Origin of the sequence: Kitasatospora sp. NPDC088391 (genome assembly GCF_044753345.1) — a bacterium.
GTDB lineage: Bacteria > Actinomycetota > Actinomycetes > Streptomycetales > Streptomycetaceae > Kitasatospora.
Genome location: NZ_JBIVNB010000011.1, coordinates 208,974 through 224,093 on the forward strand (window position 1 = coordinate 208,974; position 15,120 = coordinate 224,093).

The 15,120-nt window shown below is 76.0% G+C and carries 11 protein-coding genes and 1 pseudogene; 7 read left to right on the plus strand and 5 right to left on the minus strand.

Translation table 11 applies throughout. From position 1 onward, the window contains the following. Positions 1-167 precede the first annotated feature (167 nt). The 3 genes from murC to ACIQBJ_RS28760 all read left to right on the plus strand — a co-directional run bounded on the left by murC (position 168) and on the right by ACIQBJ_RS28760 (position 4,154). The gene (murC, locus tag ACIQBJ_RS28750; protein ID WP_400716204.1) at positions 168-1,574 is read left to right on the plus strand and encodes a UDP-N-acetylmuramate--L-alanine ligase; all 1,407 of its coding nucleotides are present in this window, start codon (positions 168-170) and stop codon (positions 1,572-1,574) included. A gap of 25 nt (positions 1,575-1,599) precedes the next feature. Further along, complete coding sequence (gene msrB, locus ACIQBJ_RS28755) at positions 1,600-2,004, plus strand: peptide-methionine (R)-S-oxide reductase MsrB (RefSeq protein WP_400716206.1); 405 nt, start codon at positions 1,600-1,602, stop codon at positions 2,002-2,004. A 92-nt stretch (positions 2,005-2,096) separates the two neighbouring features. After that, positions 2,097-4,154, plus strand: coding sequence for a restriction endonuclease (locus ACIQBJ_RS28760; protein WP_400716208.1), 2,058 nt, complete (start codon positions 2,097-2,099; stop codon positions 4,152-4,154). Positions 4,155-4,179: 25 nt separating this feature from the next. Here ACIQBJ_RS28760 and ACIQBJ_RS28765 read toward each other — a convergent pair whose 3' ends face one another. Continuing rightward, positions 4,180-5,091, minus strand: a complete 912-nt coding sequence (locus ACIQBJ_RS28765; protein ID WP_400716210.1) for a GNAT family N-acetyltransferase — start codon at positions 5,089-5,091, stop codon at positions 4,180-4,182. Between the two features lie 198 nt (positions 5,092-5,289). On the opposite strand from ACIQBJ_RS28765, the pseudogene ACIQBJ_RS28770 reads away from it, so the two are divergent. The 3 genes and pseudogenes from ACIQBJ_RS28770 to ACIQBJ_RS28780 all read left to right on the plus strand — a co-directional run bounded on the left by ACIQBJ_RS28770 (position 5,290) and on the right by ACIQBJ_RS28780 (position 8,591). Further along, positions 5,290-6,568: pseudogene (locus tag ACIQBJ_RS28770) on the plus strand (DUF692 domain-containing protein). A gap of 53 nt (positions 6,569-6,621) precedes the next feature. Then, positions 6,622-7,719, plus strand: a complete 1,098-nt coding sequence (locus tag ACIQBJ_RS28775; RefSeq protein ID WP_400716212.1) for a TIGR04222 domain-containing membrane protein — start codon at positions 6,622-6,624, stop codon at positions 7,717-7,719. Positions 7,720-7,823: 104 nt separating this feature from the next. After that, on the plus strand, positions 7,824-8,591 hold the full coding sequence (locus ACIQBJ_RS28780; RefSeq protein WP_400716214.1) for a TIGR04222 domain-containing membrane protein: 768 nt from the start codon (positions 7,824-7,826) through the stop codon (positions 8,589-8,591). 36 nt (positions 8,592-8,627) lie between these two features. Here the strand turns inward: ACIQBJ_RS28780 and ACIQBJ_RS28785 are convergent, their stop codons facing one another. The 3 genes from ACIQBJ_RS28785 to ACIQBJ_RS28795 are packed head-to-tail and all read right to left on the minus strand — an operon-like array spanning position 8,628 to position 13,133. Next, positions 8,628-11,120, minus strand: coding sequence for a beta-glucosidase (locus ACIQBJ_RS28785; protein WP_400716216.1), 2,493 nt, complete (start codon positions 11,118-11,120; stop codon positions 8,628-8,630). 2 nt (positions 11,121-11,122) lie between these two features. Next, a complete protein-coding gene (locus tag ACIQBJ_RS28790) occupies positions 11,123-11,830 on the minus strand; it encodes an alpha/beta fold hydrolase (RefSeq protein WP_400716218.1) in 708 nt (235 codons plus the stop codon). A 34-nt stretch (positions 11,831-11,864) separates the two neighbouring features. After that, the gene (locus ACIQBJ_RS28795) at positions 11,865-13,133 is read right to left on the minus strand and encodes an MFS transporter (protein ID WP_400716220.1); all 1,269 of its coding nucleotides are present in this window, start codon (positions 13,131-13,133) and stop codon (positions 11,865-11,867) included. 151 nt (positions 13,134-13,284) lie between these two features. Between ACIQBJ_RS28795 and ACIQBJ_RS28800 the strand changes: the two genes are divergently transcribed. Next, complete coding sequence (locus ACIQBJ_RS28800; protein WP_400716222.1) at positions 13,285-14,310, plus strand: LacI family DNA-binding transcriptional regulator; 1,026 nt, start codon at positions 13,285-13,287, stop codon at positions 14,308-14,310. Positions 14,311-14,388: 78 nt separating this feature from the next. On the opposite strand, the gene hemQ is transcribed toward ACIQBJ_RS28800, so the two are convergent. Further along, entirely contained in the window at positions 14,389-15,108 is a 720-nt protein-coding gene (gene hemQ, locus ACIQBJ_RS28805; protein WP_400716224.1) for a hydrogen peroxide-dependent heme synthase, read from the minus strand. Positions 15,109-15,120 lie beyond the last annotated feature (12 nt).

Below are 15,120 nucleotides of genomic sequence, written 5' to 3' on the forward strand. Positions count from 1 at the left end.
GGGGGCGGCCGGGGGCTGGGCGTGGTGGGGGGTCCGGGGGTCATTTTCGTCGCCCGTGTTCTCCGTCCGGGGGTGGTTTTTGGGCGTCATGGGGGCCCGTGCGTTCTTGTTCGCGAACAAGAACGCACGGGACGCCTCCTTCCCCACTCCCCCGTACGGAGCCCGCCTTGAACGACGCCGCCCACGACCTGCACGCCCCGCACTTCATCGGCATCGGCGGCGCCGGCATGTCCGGCCTGGCGAAGATCCTCGCGGTGCGCGGCGCGACCGTCTCGGGGTCCGACGCCAAGGAGTCGGAGACCGTGCGGGCGCTGCGCGAGCTGGGGGCGACGGTGTTCGTCGGGCACGCGGCGGAGCACCTGCCGGCCGGGACAAGCAGCGTGGTGGTGTCGAGCGCGATCCGGGCCGACAACCCGGAGCTGCTGGCGGCGCGCGAGCGCGGCGTGCCGGTGGTGCACCGGTCGGACGCGCTGGCGGCGCTGATGGGCGGCCGCCGGGCGCTGGCGGTGGCGGGGACGCACGGCAAGACCACCACCACCTCGATGCTGGCGGTCAGCCTGGCCGAGCTGGGCCTGGAGCCCTCGTACGCGATCGGCGGCGACCTGGACGCGCCGGGGTCGAACGCGCACCACGGGGCGGGCGAGATCTTCGTCGCGGAGGCGGACGAGAGCGACCGGAGCTTCCACAAGTACGCGCCCGAGGTGGCGATCGTGCTGAACGTGGAGCTGGACCACCACGCCAACTACGCGTCGATCGAGGAGATCCACGAGTCCTTCGAGACCTTCGTCGGCCGGGTCCGGCCGGGCGGCACCCTGGTGGTGTCGGCGGACCACGAGGGCGCCCGCGAGCTGACCCGCCGGGTGGCCGGGCGCGCGGACCTGAACGTGGTGACGGTGGGCGCGGCCGAGGACGCGGACGTCCGGGTGCTGGAGGTCGCGGCGCACGGGATGACCAGCGAGGTGACGGTCGAACTGGGCGGCGAGCGGCTGGTGTTCACCGTCTCGGTGCCCGGCCGGCACTACGCGCACAACGCGGTGGCGGCGCTGGCCGCGGGCGTGGCGCTGGGCGTCCCGGCGGAGGGGCTGGCGAAGGCGCTGGGCGCGTACACCGGGGTGCGGCGGCGGCTGCAGCTCAAGGGCGAGGCGCGCGGCGTGCAGGTGATCGACTCCTACGCGCACCACCCGACCGAGATGGCGGCCGACCTGGAGGCGATCCGGGAGGCGGCGGGCGCGGGCCGGGTGCTGGTGGTGTTCCAGCCGCACCTGTTCTCGCGGACCCAGCAGTTGGCCGAGGAGATGGGGCAGGCGCTGGCGCTGGCCGACGGCTCGGTGGTGCTGGACATCTACCCGGCCCGCGAGGACCCGATCCCGGGCGTCACCGCCGAGCTGATCATCGACGCGGCCCGCCGGGCGGGCGCGGACGTCCGGGCCGAGCACGACTTCGCGGCGGCCCCGGCGGTGCTGGCGGGCCTGGCCCGGCCGGGCGACCTGGTGCTGACCATGGGCGCGGGCGACGTGACCAACCTGGGCCCGGAAATTCTGGCCGCCCTGGCGGACGTTGCACCTGCTGTCTGAGTCCCCGGCTGCCCTGGAGAGTGCCGTGAGCTACGAGGTCGAGAAGTCCGACGCCGAGTGGCGGGCCGAGCTGTCGCCCGAGGAGTACCACGTGCTCCGCGAGGCCGGCACCGAGCGCCCGTTCGTCGGCGAGTACACCGACACCAAGACGGTCGGCGTGTACAGCTGCCGGGCCTGCGGCGCGGAGCTGTTCAGCAGCGAGACCAAGTTCGACTCGCACTGCGGCTGGCCGTCGTACTACGCGCCGCTGGCGGGCGACTCGGTGGAGTACCTGGAGGACGTGTCGCTCGGCATGCGCCGGGTCGAGGTGCGCTGCAAGAAGTGCGGCAGCCACCTGGGCCACGTCTTCGAGGGCGAGGGCTACGGTACGCCCACGGACCAGCGGTACTGCATCAACTCGATCTCGCTGACGCTGAAGCCCGCCGAGTAGGCTCCCCGCCCCGCCCGCCCCGTGCCAGACTGATCGTCTTCGAGCGGTCGGACAGGGGTGGGCGGGGCGTGGCGCGGCGGCGGTCTTCCGGGGTGTGGTCGGTTCTGGCGGAGGCTCAGCGCGAGCAGCACCGCCGTGCGGAGGCGCAGCGCAGGGCCGCGGCCGCGCAGCAGCGCGACTACGAGCGCGCCCAGCGGGAGGCGCAGCGCACGGCGGCCCGCGGCGAGCGGGAGGCGCTGAAGGCGTACCAGCAGGGCCGGGAGTCGGACGCGGCCCGGCGGACCGCCGAACTCGACGGGCGGGTCGCCGAGTTGCGCGGGGTGCTGGCGACGGGGCTGGCCGGCCCGGGCCTGGCGCCGGGCGGCGCGCAGCGGGAGGCGCTGCCGCCGTTCGACCCGGGCCCGCTGGGCGTTCCGGTGCCGATGCCCGATCAGAACTGGTACCTGGTGCCGCCGTTGACGGGCGCGCAGGCGTACGACCCGAACGCCCGGCGGCACTGGGACGCGCAGGCCGCGCAGGCCCGGGCCAGGTTCGAGCACGACTGGCACGCGGCGTGGGCGGCCGAGCAGCAGCGGCAGCGGCAGCTCGCCGATTACCGGGCCCAGTACGACGCCTGGGCGGCGGAGCGGCACCGGCTGCTGGCCGGACAGGCGGAGCAGGCCGCGAAGCTCGCCGACCGGGTGCGGGCGGGCGAGGCGGCGGCCGTCGCCGAGTACTTCGAGGCCGTCGTGGACTGGCGCGAGGACTGGCCGGACGGCTTCCCCGCGGACGGCGAGACCGGCTGGGACGCCGAGGCGCGCCGCCTGGTGGTGCGCTGGGAGCTGCCCCCGTACGAGGCGGTGCCGGCCGTCGGCCGGTACCGGTACGTCCGGGCCGACGACCAGGAGGTGGAGGTCGCCCGGCCCGCGACCCAGCGCAAGGAGCTGTACCGGGAGGTGCTGGCCCAGTGCGCGCTGCGGGTGCTGGCCGAGGTGTTCCGGGCCGACCGCGACGGCCTGGTCGCCAAGGTGGGGCTGAACGGCGTGGTGGTCGCCCCCGACCCGGCGACCGGTCTGGAGGGCGACCGCTGCCTGGTGGCCGTCGAGGTCGACCGGGAGACCTTCGCGGGCCTCGCCCTGGACCGGGTCGCCCCGCTGGACTGCCTGGTCGACGCGCTCGGCGGGCGCCTCTCGGCCCGCCCCGAGAAGGCCGAGACCGTCCCGCCCGTCCCCGGGGCGAGCACCTACGAGGTGCCCGAGGACGAGGACGAGCCCGACCTGTTCACCATGGACCCGCTGGAGTTCGAGCGGCTGATCGCCGAGCTGTTCCGCCGCCGCGGCTTCCGCACCAGCACCACCGACCGCAGCGGCGACGAGGGCGTCGACGTCCTCGCCGAGGACCCGGACCCGATCACCGGCGGGAAGATCGTCATCCAGGCGAAGCGCTACCGGCACACCGTCTCCCCCAGCGCCGTCCGCGACCTGGAGTCGACGATGCGCCACCAGGGCGCCAACCGCGGCATCCTGGTCACCACCTCGGGCTTCGGGCCCGGCTCGCACCGGCACGTCAAGGACAAGCCGCTCACCCTGGTGGACGGGCCGATGCTGCTGGCGCTGCTGCGCGAGCACGGCCTGCCCGGGCGGCTCGGGCCGGCGGCGGCCCCGGCCGTCCCGCCGGTGGAGCTGACGCCCGGTCAGAACGCGGTGCTGCCCGCCGGGGAGGTCGGGGTGCGGTTCCGCTCCGGCGGCGCGGAGGCGGACCTGACGCTGCTGCTGCTCGACGCGGGCGGGAAGGTCCGCCGCGACGAGGACTTCGTCTTCTACCACCAACCGACGGCCGAGGACGGCGCGGTGACGCTCCGTCCGGCGGACCGCAGCGCGACCGTGCTGACCGGCCGGCTGCCGGAGGCGGTGCGGCGGGTGGCGATCTCCGTCAACCTCGACACGGACGGCGACGCGACCTGCGCCGACCTGGTCGACCCCGCCGTCGAGCTCTCGGCCGGCCCCGCGGCCTGGGTCTTCCGGCCGCCGGCCGACCCGGCGATCTCCGCGATGCTGGTCGCCGAGCTCTACCGCCATCCCGCCGACGGCTGGAAGCTCCGCGCCGTCGGCCAGGGGTGGTCCGACGGCCTGGCCGGCCTGGCCCGCGACCACGGCGTCGACGTGGCGTAGGCGGCGCTGCGCGGGCGGCCGGCGGTCAGAGCGGGCGGCTGTGCTTCCACTCCGTCGCGCACTCGCGGTAGCCGAACCAGTCGTTGATGGCCAGCATCGGGGCGTTGCCGGCGTCGTTCTGGGTGTAGGCGGCGGTGAGGCCGCGGGCCTTCGCGTGCCGGAGGGAGTGGGCCTTGGCGAGTTTGCCGAGGCCGCGGCCGCGGTGGGTGGAGCGGGTCGCGGTGAAGGCGGACCAGTAGGTGCGGCGGCCGTCGGTCTGGGCGGCGGAGAAGGCCACCGGTTCGCCGTCGGCGAGGACGACCGCGGTGAGGGCGTGCTCCTGGTCGGGGCGGTGCCAGATCTCGGCGAGCCAGCTCTCGTAGGGCTGGTCGTCGAGTTCGAGGTCGCCGGGCTCGGCGCGGGTGCCGTCGATGTCGACCAGGTAGATCGGGTGCGGGTCGTCCAGGTAGTCGGCGGCGGTGCGCAGTTCGACGCCGGGCGGGGTGGGCGGCAGCGGCGGCAGCGGGGCGGTGAGGTCGAGGCCGGAGAACCGGGCGGCCCGGCCGCGCAGGTAGCCGCGGGCGGTGGCGAAGCCGAGGGCCTCGGGGGTGCCGTCGGCCCAGCCGTGGGCCGCGCGGACGCCGAGCGCGGCGAGGTCCCGTTCGGCGGCGGCGAGCAGGGCGGTGCCGATGCCCGCGCCGCGGTGCCCGGGCAGCACGCTGACGTTCAGGAAGCCCTGGTGCGGGGTGGTGCTCTCGACGACGGGGCCGAACCGGGCGGTGCCGACGACCCGGCCGGCCCGCTCGGCGACCAGCAGGTGGTAGTCCGGCAGCGCGGCCTGCCAGGCGACGACCTCGGGAGTGACGACCAGGTGCGGACGGCCGGCCCGGTAGGCGTCGGCGGCGTCGGCCGCGTCGGACGGTGCGAACGGTCGGATGCGGTACGGCTGCGAAGTCATAGGCATGTCACGTTAGCCACTCGTTCGCCCGCCCGCCGCTGAATTTCCCCCGGCGCCCCCGGGCGTGTTCAGTACCGGTGAAAGCTCAAGTTCAGCTCTGAGTTCGCCCGGTGCCGCTTGGCACCGGGCCGCACCGGATACACCCTCGGCAACAGGGGGAATCGGCGTCGGCCACGGCCCGCCGGAAAGGGGTGGAGCATGTCTCCGAGCGGTATTCCGCGCCTGGGCACCGGGCTCGGCTGGCGGGCCGAGATCGACACCGCGGTGGAGCGGCTGCCCGGCCTGGACTGGGTCGAGGTGGTCGCCGAGAACGTGTGCGCCGACCACCTGCCGCCCTCGCTGGAACTGCTGCGGGCGCGCGGCGCCGCGGTCGTCCCGCACGGCGTCTCGCTGGGGCTGGGGGACGCCTGCGCGCCCGACCCGGGGCGGCTGGCCCGGCTCGCCGGGGTGGCGGGCGCGCTCGGGTCGCCACTGGTCAGCGAGCACCTGGCGTTCGTCCGGGCGGGCGGCCTGGAGGCCGGGCACCTGCTGCCGGTGCCGCGGACCCGGGAGGCGCTGCGGGTGGTGGCGGCGAACGTCCGGATCGCGCAAGCCGAACTGCCGGTGCCGCTGGCGCTGGAGAACATCGCGGCCCACCTGGCCTGGCCCGGGGACGAGCTGACGGAGGCCCAGTTCCTCGCCGAGCTGGTCGAGCGCACCGGCGTGCACCTGCTGGTGGACGTCGCCAACCTGCACACCAACCGGGTCAACCTGGGGGTCGACCCGGTCGCCGAACTGGAGCGGCTGCCGCTGGAGGCGATCGCCTACGTGCACGTCGCCGGCGGGATCGAGCGGGACGGCGTCTGGCACGACACCCACACCCACCCCGTCACCGCGCCCGTGCTGGAGGTGCTGGCCGCGCTCTGCGAGCGGGTCGACCCGCCCGGGGTGCTGCTGGAACGGGACGGCGCGTACCCGCCGCCCGCCGAACTGTCCGCCGAGCTCGACGCCATTCGCCGGGTCCACCGCGCGGCCCGCGCCCACCGGGGGGAGACCGTCCGTGTCTGAGCAGAACGAGTACCTGATCCGCGACCGGGCCGACGCCGAACTGGCCCTCGCCCGGCGCGACCTGGCGCACCGCCAGGAGGAGCTGCTGGCCGCCCTGGTGGCGGGCGGCCCGGTGCCCGCGGGGTTCGACCCCGAGCAGCTGCGGGTGCAGGCCGAGGGGCTGCTGGCCAAGCGCCGGGAGACCGTCGGCCACCTGATGCCGGAACTCCCGGAACTGCTGGGCACGGACTTCGCGCCGCTGTTCCGCCGCTACGCCACCGGCCGGCCGCTGACCGGCGGCTACCGGGCCGACGCCCGGGCCTTCGCCGAGTGGGTCCTCGACGCCGCCCCGGCCGCCGACCGGCACGCCGCGCTGGAGCGGCTGCTGCGCCCCGCGCCGAGCCGCTGGGGCCGGCTGCTGCCGCGCCGCACCGCCCGGGCGCACCCGTGACCGGCACCGCTGTCGTCGCTGTCACCGTCATCGTCTGAAGGGAAGTACGGGGGATGTGGAACATTCCGTTCGTCGTGGCACTGGCGCTCGTCGTCCTGACGGTGTCCGCCACCACGGTCTGCAACCGGCGCAGCCGCCGGGTCACCGCCCCGCAGGGGCTGCCGGGGCGCGGCATTCCGCTGCTGCACGCGGCCTTCCTGGCGGGCGGGCCGCGCCGGGTGGTGGACACCGTCCTGGTCCGGATGGAGCGCGAGGGCCGGGTGGTGATCTCCCGGGCCAACCGGGTCACCGTCACCGACACCGTGCCGCGCGACCCGGTGGAGGGGGTGCTGATCACCGCCGTCGGGGGCCGCGCGGGGCGGGACCTGGAGGTGCTGCGGGCCCCGGTGGCGGGCAGCCCCGAGGTGCAGGGCATCGGGGAGGCGCTGGCCGCCCGCGGGCTGCTGCGGCACCCGGTGGCGCTGCGGGCCGCCCGGCGGGCCTGGCGGGTGGAGCTGCTGGTGCCGCCGGCCCTGCTGGTGCTCGGCGCGGTGGCGGTCGTGCAGTGGCTGTCCGGGCCCCGTCCGGCTTCCGGCTTCCCGCCGTTCGCCCTGTTCGTCCCGCTGCTGATCCTGACCCTGGTGCACCTGATCGTGGGGCACCCGCCGCGGTCCCGGATCACCCCGGCCGGGCGGCGGCAGCTGCTGCTGATGCGCGGCAGCAGCCCGTGGCGGCCCGCCGGGGTCTCCCCCGAGCACGCCGTCCTGGTCGGCGCGTTCGCGCTGGGCGGGACGGCGGCCCTGACCGACCAGGAGCTGTGGCCGCTGCGGGACGCGATGGGCGGCGGGCGGACGGCGCCGGTCACGCTGGCCAAGGCGGGCCGGTCCGGGCGCTCGCGGCGCTCCGGCGGTTCGGACGCCGCGACGGACAGCGGGTACGCCGCGACCGGCGCGGCCTGGTGCGGGGCGGCCACCGCCTCCTGCGGGGCGTCCACGGACCACCACGGCCACCACGGGCACTCCGGGCACTCGTGCGGGGGCTCCTCGCACTCGTCCTCGCACTCCTGCGGGGGCTCCTCGCACTCGTGCGGCGGCTCCTCGCACTCCTGCGGGTCGTCGAGCTCCTGCGGGGGCGGCGGGTCGTCCTGCGGCGGCGGCGGTTGTGGTTCCTGAGTGCCCTTCGGGTGTCCGCCGGGTGCCCGCGGAGTGTCACAGTTCGGTATCGCGGTCCGGGTAGGCGTTCCGTTCGCCCCCGACGCGGGACTAGAACAACACGCATGTGGGTGTTGCTGCTGATCCCGTCCTGTGCCGCCGCGGTGCTGTCCTGCCTCCGGCTGGTCCGGGTGGCGGCGATCGCGGACGCCCTGTCCGGGCAGCTCCCGGCCCCGTCCGGCCGGCCCTCCGGGGTCGGCCTCTACGAGACCGCGTACCTGGCCGGCGGCCCGGCCCGGGTGGTCGACCTGGCGCTGGTGCGGATGGCCGGCCTGGGCCGGCTGCACCTGGCGCACACGGGGTGGACCACGGTGGTCGACCCGCAGGGCCGGGGCCGGCTGGAGCGGGCCCTGATCAACGCGATCGGGCCCGACGGCCAGTGCCGCACCGCGCAGCTGAAGGCGGCGCTGGCCGCGCACCCCACCGTCCGCGACATCGGCGACCGGCTGGCGCTGGCGGGGCTGGCCACCCCGGCGGTGGTCCGGAACCGGGCGCTGCGGGCGATCCGGCACGTCCGGTACGCACTGCTCGGGGCGGCCGCGATGCTGCTGCTGACGGTCCTGCTGAGCGCCCCGGACGAGGCCGCCGCCCGCACCGCGGTCGCCTGGTACGCGCTGCCGCTGGTCCTCACCGGCGGCACCCTGCTGATGGCCCGGGTCGACGTGCACGCCTACACCGCCTGGGCGGCCCCGGCCGGGCAGAGCCTGCTGCGCGCCCTGCGCTGGCCGCACCCGCACCACAGGACCCCGGACGACCTGCTCACCGCCGTGGCCATCTGCGGCCCGGACGCGGTCGCCGACCCGCGCCTGCGCGCCGCCCTGATCCACCGCTGACGGCAGCGCCCGGGGCCTGCTCCGGCACTCGTGCGCCTACGGGCTCGGCGGGATCACCAGGGCCGTGCTGAGGGGGCGGTGGCCGGCGTGCGGGCCGGCTTCCAGGAGGTGGGTGCCCGGGACGGTGCGCCAGGCGCGGGTGATCGGGTCCCAGCTCTGGGCCGCCCGGCGGGGGACGGTGAGGCGGACCGTGGCGCGGGCCCCGGCCGCCGCGGAGACCTGGGCGAAGGCGGCGAGCACACGGTCGGGGCGGGAGGGGTCGGCGCCGTCCGGGGCCAGGTAGAGCTGGACGGTCTCGCGCCCGTCGCGGGGGCCGGTGTTGCGGACCCGGACGGTCACCTCGGCCAGCACCTCCGCGGAGTCCTCCACCAGCCGGGCCTCCATCCCCTCGTAGGCCCAGGAGGTGTAGCCGCTCCCCTCCCCGAACCAGTACGCGGGCTGCGCGCCGGCCCTGCGCTGCCAGGCCCGGTAGCCGATGAACAGGCCCTCGGTGTAGGCGAGTCGGCCGTCCACGGGGGCGACCTCCCAGACCGGGGCGTCGGCCTCCGCCGCGGGCCAGGTGGTGGGCAGCCGCCCGCCGGGCTCGACCGCGCCGAGCAGGACGTCGGCCAGGGCCTCGCCCGCCTGCTGGCCGGGGAACCAGACGAGCAGCACCGCCGCCACCGACTCCCGCCACGGCATCAGGACGGGCGCGCCCGCGTTGACCACCACCACGGTGCGCGGGTTGGCCGCGGCGACCGCGGCGACCAGTTCGTCCTGCCGGCCCGGTAGCCGCAGTCCGGCCCGGTCGACGCCCTCGCTCTCCACCTCCTCGGTGGTGCCGACCACCACGACCGCGACCTCGGCGGCGCGCGCGGCGGCGACCGCCCGCGCGATCGACTCGTCGGGGGAGGGCGCCGGTTCGGCGTGCCCGAGGGTGAAGGAGACCAGGCCGAAGCCCGCGAACGCGCCCGCGTCGGCGTCCGGCAGGGTGGTGGTCAGGACGACGGCGGCCCCGGCGCCCTCGGCGAGTTCGAGTGCGAAGCGCCGCTCGGGCGGGTTGAGGAAGGCGGCGGCCGGGTCCTCGCCCTCGGGCCGCAGCACGCCGTCGAACAGGGTCGTGCCGTCGACCTCCAGGGTGAACCGTCCGACGCCGCGGACGGCCAGCGCGTGCCGTCCGGCCGGGCCGGTGACGGTGCCGGTCAGCCGCACCCGGCGGAGGTCGCCGAAGGAGTGGCCGCCGGGCAGCGCGCCGAGCCAGCGGACGGTGCCGTCGGGCAGCGCGACCGAGCCCAGCGCTCCCTGGTCGCCGAGCAGTTCGGCGGTGCACGGGAAGCCGGCCGGCGGCAGGAAGGTGCGCGGGTCGGCGCCCACGGCGTGCACCAGGGCGGTGTCCTCGCCGAGCGCGGCGCGCAGTCCGTCCAGCGGGCCGACCACCCGGGTGGGGAACACCTGGGCGCTGCCGCCGCCGCCGATCCGGGCCTCGACGGCGGCCTGGCCGATCAGCGCCACCGACCGGGGCGCGGGGTCGAGCGGCAGCACGCCGCCCTCGTTGCGCAGCAGGACGAAGGAGCGGGCGGCGAGTTCGCGGGCCAGCGCCTCGCCGTCGATCGGCGCGGGCAGCCGCTCGGCGGGGACGGCGGCGGGCGCGCCGGCCAGCAGGCCGACCCGGGCGGCGAGGCGCAGCACGCGGCGGGCCAGGTCGTCGACGGTGTGCTCGGGCACCAGGCCCGCGCGGACGGCGCGCACCAGGTGCTCGCCGTAGACGGTGGCGGGCCCGGGCATGGCGACGTCGAGCCCGCCGAGGGCGGCCCGGACGGTGTCGCGGGCGCCGGTCCAGTCCGAGACCAGGACCCCGTCGAAGCCCCATTCCTCGCGCAGCACGCCGTTGTTGAGTTCGTCGTGCTCGCTCATGCTGTCACCGTTGACGGCGTTGTAGGCGGCCATCAGGCCCCACGGGCGGGCCTTCTTGACGATGGTCTCGAACGGGGCGAGGTACAGCTCGCGCAGGGTGCGCTCGTCGATCCGGACGTCGACGGTGTAGCGGTCGGTCTCGGAGTCGTTGCCGACGAAGTGCTTCGGGGTGGTGCCGACGCCGCCGTCCTGGACGCCGGAGACCAGGGCGGCGCCGATCTCGCCGGTGAGCAGCGGGTCCTCGGAGTAGCACTCGAAGTGCCGGCCGCCGCGCGGGCTCCGGTGCAGGTTGACGGTCGGCGCGAGCACCACGTGGGCGCCCTTGCGGCGGGCCTCCTGGGCGAGCAACCGGCCGGCGCGGCGGGCCAGTTCGATGTCCCAGGTGGCGGCGATCGCGGTCGGCGAGGGGATCGCCACCGACGGGTCGTCGGGGGTCCAGTGTTCGCCGCGGACGCCGGCCGGGCCGTCCGACATCACCAGTCGGCCGAGTCCGATCTCCGGGTCGGCGGGCAGCGACCACATGTCGGCGCCGGCCAGCAGGGCGACCTTGGCGGGCAGGTCGAGCCGGGCGAGGGCGGTTTCGACGGCGGCCTCGCGGCGGGCGTCGGCGGTCGGGTCGGGGAGCGGTTCGGCCATGGTCAGATCCAGCCTTCGAGCGCGGTCAGGAAGCCGTCGTGGTCGTCGCGGTGCACGGTGTGGCCGGCGCCCGGCACGGTGCGCACCTCGAAGCCGCGGGTGCGCAGCAGGGCGGCGTCCGCGTCGTCCAGCAGGAAGCTGCCGTCGGCGAGCACCACCAGCGAGGGCACGGCGGGCGCGGCGGGCAGTTCGGTCGACTGTCCCGGCAGGGCGAGGGCGGAGTCCGGGTCCCAGGCGGCGAGGGTGGCGAGTTCCACGTCGACGTCGGCGGCCTCCCAGCGCGGGTTCATCGCCTCGATCTGTTCCCGCCCGGCGTGGCGGAACTCCACGAACACCGCCGGGTCCAGGCCGGCCGCCCGCTCCAGCTGCCAGGCGGGGTCGACGTAGACGGCGCGGGCCGGGCGCAGCCGGTCGACCGCGCGCAGCAGGGTCTGGCCGCCGAGCGAGTGGCCGATGGCGAGTTCGGCGCCGGTCGGGAGGGTGTCGACCAGGTCCTGGGCGTAGGCGTCGAAGGCGTAGCGCTGCCGCGGGCTGTCGCCGGTGCCGCGCGGGCTGGCGCCGTGGCCGCGCTGGTCGACGGCGATCGCCCGGTAGCCGAGGTCGGCGAGCGCGGGGCCGACCCGGCGCCAGGTGCGGTGGTCGGACATGATGCCGTGGACCAGCAGGGCGATCCGGTCGCCGGATCCCCATTCGTGGGTGTTCAACTGCATGACGGTGCGGCCTTTCTGACGGCGTGTCGGGTTTTCAGCGGACGCCGCGGATCGGGCGGACGGCGAGTGCGCCGGCCACCGCGAGGGCGGCGCCGAGCAGGAACAGCGGGGTGTAGCCGCCCAGGCCGACCACGGCGGAGGCGACGAACGGGGCGACGATCTGCGGCCCGGCGTTGGCGATGTTGAGCACGCCCATGTCGCGGGCGGCGTCCTCGGCCCTGGGCAGCACCATGGTGACCAGGGCGGTGTCGACGGCCATGAAGCAGCCGAAGGCGAGGCCGTTCACGGCGGAGAAGACGATCATGCCGGGCCAGGTCGGGCTGAGCACCGGGATCAGCAGGGACGCGGCGGACAGCCCGGCCGAGACGCCGACGAACAGCTTGCGCCGGTCCAGCCGGTCGGACAGCACGCCGCCGAGCACGGTGGAGACCGCCATGGTGACCGCGGAGATCGGCGTCAGGATCGCCACCGCGTCCTCGGGGGCCAGCCCGGCGGGGAGTTCGACGTGGTCCTGCAGGATGTACAGCTGGTAGCCGACCACGGCGAAGTAGCCGAGGACCAGCAGCGCCCGGCCGATGAACGCCCAGCGGAAGTCCGGCACCCGCAGCACGCCGAGGAAGGCGGCGGCCTGCTCGCGCAGCGGCACGGGCTGCCGGGCGGGCATCCGCCGCTCCCGGGCCAGGCCGCCGAACAGCAGTCCGGCCAGGGCGACCAGCAGGCCGAGCGCCAGGTAGCCGGTGCGCAGGCGGTCGGAGAACGCGGACGCCACCAGCACGCCGAGCACCGAGCCGACCGGCAGGCCCAGGCCGACCGCGGCGGAGGCGGTGCCGCGGCGGGCCGCGGGGACCCGGTCGGGCACCACGGAGGTCAGCGCGGCCTGGTAGCAGTTCATCGCGGCCTGACCGAGGCACCAGGCCAGGCAGACCAGCAGCACCGTGTCCACGCCGCCGAGCAGCGCCATCGCGGCCACGGCGGCCAGGCCGCCGCCGAGGATCCACGGGTTGCGGCGGCCGGAGCGGTCGGAGAGCGCGCCGGCGACCGGGTTGAACACGGTGGCGAAGATCGCCGACACACCGCCGACCAGGCCGAGGTTGGCGACCTTGGCGGCCGGGTCGAGGTGTTCGATCTGCAGCGGCAGCAGCACACTGCCGACGCCCAGGTAGAGCGCGTACATCGCGGCGTTGCCGGTGAACAGCAGCGGGAGCAGGCGGCGGGTGGAGCCGGCCTCCCCGGGAGCGGCGGCGGGGTCGGCGCCGGGTTCCGGGAGGTCCTGCGGGACGTCGTCGGTGGGGGAAAGGGCCACGGTGCCCTCCAGGGGACGTGCCCGGCGGCGGGGGTGCCGGGCGAGGTGTCGGGAGTGACGTTACACGTGTAACGCTTACTCGTGTAACCAGATGTCTAGCAGGGCCTTCCGGCCCACAGCCAGAGCCCGTCGTGAAAAGATTCGAACCGTTATGGACAGCGACCCCGACAGCGCGGCCCCCGCCGCCGCCACCGCCACCCCGCCGACCAGCGCGGACGTGGCCCGGCTGGCCGGCGTCTCCCGGGCCACCGTCTCCTTCGTGCTCAACGACACCGCCGGCGGCCGGGTCGGCGAACAGACCCGGGCCAGGGTCCGGGCCGCGGCCGAACAGCTCGGCTACGTCCCGCACGCCGCCGCCCGCTCCCTGCGGGCCGGCCGCACCGGCCTGGTCCTGCTGGTCGGCAGCACGGCCCCGATCGGCCCGCTGTTCAGCGGCTTCTACCGCGAACTGCAGGAGTCCCTGCACCGCCGGGGCTACACCGCGGTCCTGCTCGGGCCCACGCCCGGCACCGGGGCCGACGCCGCCCGGTCCTGGGCCGAGCTCCGGCCCGCCGCCGTGCTCTCGCTGGCCGGCGGCCTCTCCCCCGAGGGCGTCCGCCTGCTGCACCGCTCCGGCACCCGGGCCGTCTTCACCCTCGGCGCCTCCCGGGTGGCCGGGGCCCACACCCTGACGCTGGACCAGCGCAGGGTCGGGGCCTGCGCGGCGGCCCACCTGCTGGAGCGCGGGCGGCGGCGGATCGGGGTCGTCGTGCCGCGCGACCCGGCACTCGCCCTGTTCGGCGAGCCCCGGCTGGCCGGCGTCCGCGCCGCGCTCGGCGACCTGCCCGTGCAGCCGCTGCCGCTCGACCTCACCGAGCAGTCCGGCGCCGAACTCGCCTCCCAGTGCCGGGAGTTCGCCCTGGACGGGATCTTCGGCTACAACGACGAGTACGCCATGCTGGCGCACCGCGCCCTCCAGGACGCGGGCTTCCGCCTCCCCGGGGAGGTCGCCCTGGTCGGCGCGGACGACCTCCTCCTGGCCCGCCTCCTGCGCCCGCGCCTGACCTCCGTCCGCATGCGCCTCCCCTCCGGCGAGGACCTGGCCGCCCTCGTCGACCACGCCGTCGACTCCCCCGACGCGCCGCTGCTCGACCGCGACATCACGACCGTCGAACTGGTCGCCCGGGAGTCCTCCTGAGGCGGGCCCCCGGCCGGTGGACGCGCGGGGGCCCCGGGAGCGCGGCTCCCGGGGCCCCGACGGGCTTTCGGGCCGGCGCTAGCAGAGGCCGGCCAGCAGGTCGGCGACCGGCTTGCGGCGGCCGGTGAAGAACGGGACCTCTTCGCGGACGTGCAGGCGGGCGCGGGACGGGCGGAGGTCGCGCATCAGGTCGACGATGCGGTGGAGTTCGTCGGCCTCGAAGGCGAGCAGCCACTCGTAGTCGCCGAGCGCGAACGAGGCGACGGTGTTGGCGCGGACGTCCGGGTAGCCGCGGGCCATCTTCCCGTGCTCGGCGAGCATGCCGCGGCGCTCCTCGTCGGGGAGCAGGTACCACTCGTAGGAGCGGACGAACGGGTAGACGCAGACGTACTCGCGGGCCTGCTCGTCGGCGAGGAACGCCGGGATGTGCGACTTGTTGAACTCGGCGGGGCGGTGCAGCGCCATGTTCGACCAGACCGGCTCCAGCGCGCGGCCGAGGCCGGTGCGGCGGAAGCGGTTGTACGCCTCCTGGAGGTCGTCGGAGGACTCGGCGTGCCACCAGACCATCAGGTCGGCGTCGGCGCGCAGACCGGACACGTCGTAGGTGCCGCGGACGGTGACGTCCTTGGCGGCGAGCTGCTCGAAGAGGGCGTCGACCTCGGCGGCCAGCGCGGTGCGGTCCTCGGGGAGGGCGTCCTTGAGCCGGAACACCGACCACATGGTGTAGCGGATGACCTGGTTGAGGTCGCGGGCCTTCTTCTTCGCGGGCTGCGCGGGGCTTTCGGTGCTATCGGTCATGGGGCCATTGTC

Coding starts and splice junctions, on each gene's coding strand:
- ACIQBJ_RS28765 (WP_400716210.1), bottom strand. CDS start 5,091: ATGACTTCGCAGCCGTACCGCATCCGACCGTTCGCACCGTCCGACGCG.
- ACIQBJ_RS28775 (WP_400716212.1), top strand. CDS start 6,622: ATGTGGAACATTCCGTTCGTCGTGGCACTGGCGCTCGTCGTCCTGACG.
- ACIQBJ_RS28780 (WP_400716214.1), top strand. CDS start 7,824: ATGTGGGTGTTGCTGCTGATCCCGTCCTGTGCCGCCGCGGTGCTGTCC.
- ACIQBJ_RS28785 (WP_400716216.1), bottom strand. CDS start 11,120: ATGGCCGAACCGCTCCCCGACCCGACCGCCGACGCCCGCCGCGAGGCC.
- ACIQBJ_RS28790 (WP_400716218.1), bottom strand. CDS start 11,830: ATGCAGTTGAACACCCACGAATGGGGATCCGGCGACCGGATCGCCCTG.
- ACIQBJ_RS28800 (WP_400716222.1), top strand. CDS start 13,285: ATGGACAGCGACCCCGACAGCGCGGCCCCCGCCGCCGCCACCGCCACC.
- hemQ (WP_400716224.1), bottom strand. CDS start 15,108: ATGACCGATAGCACCGAAAGCCCCGCGCAGCCCGCGAAGAAGAAGGCC.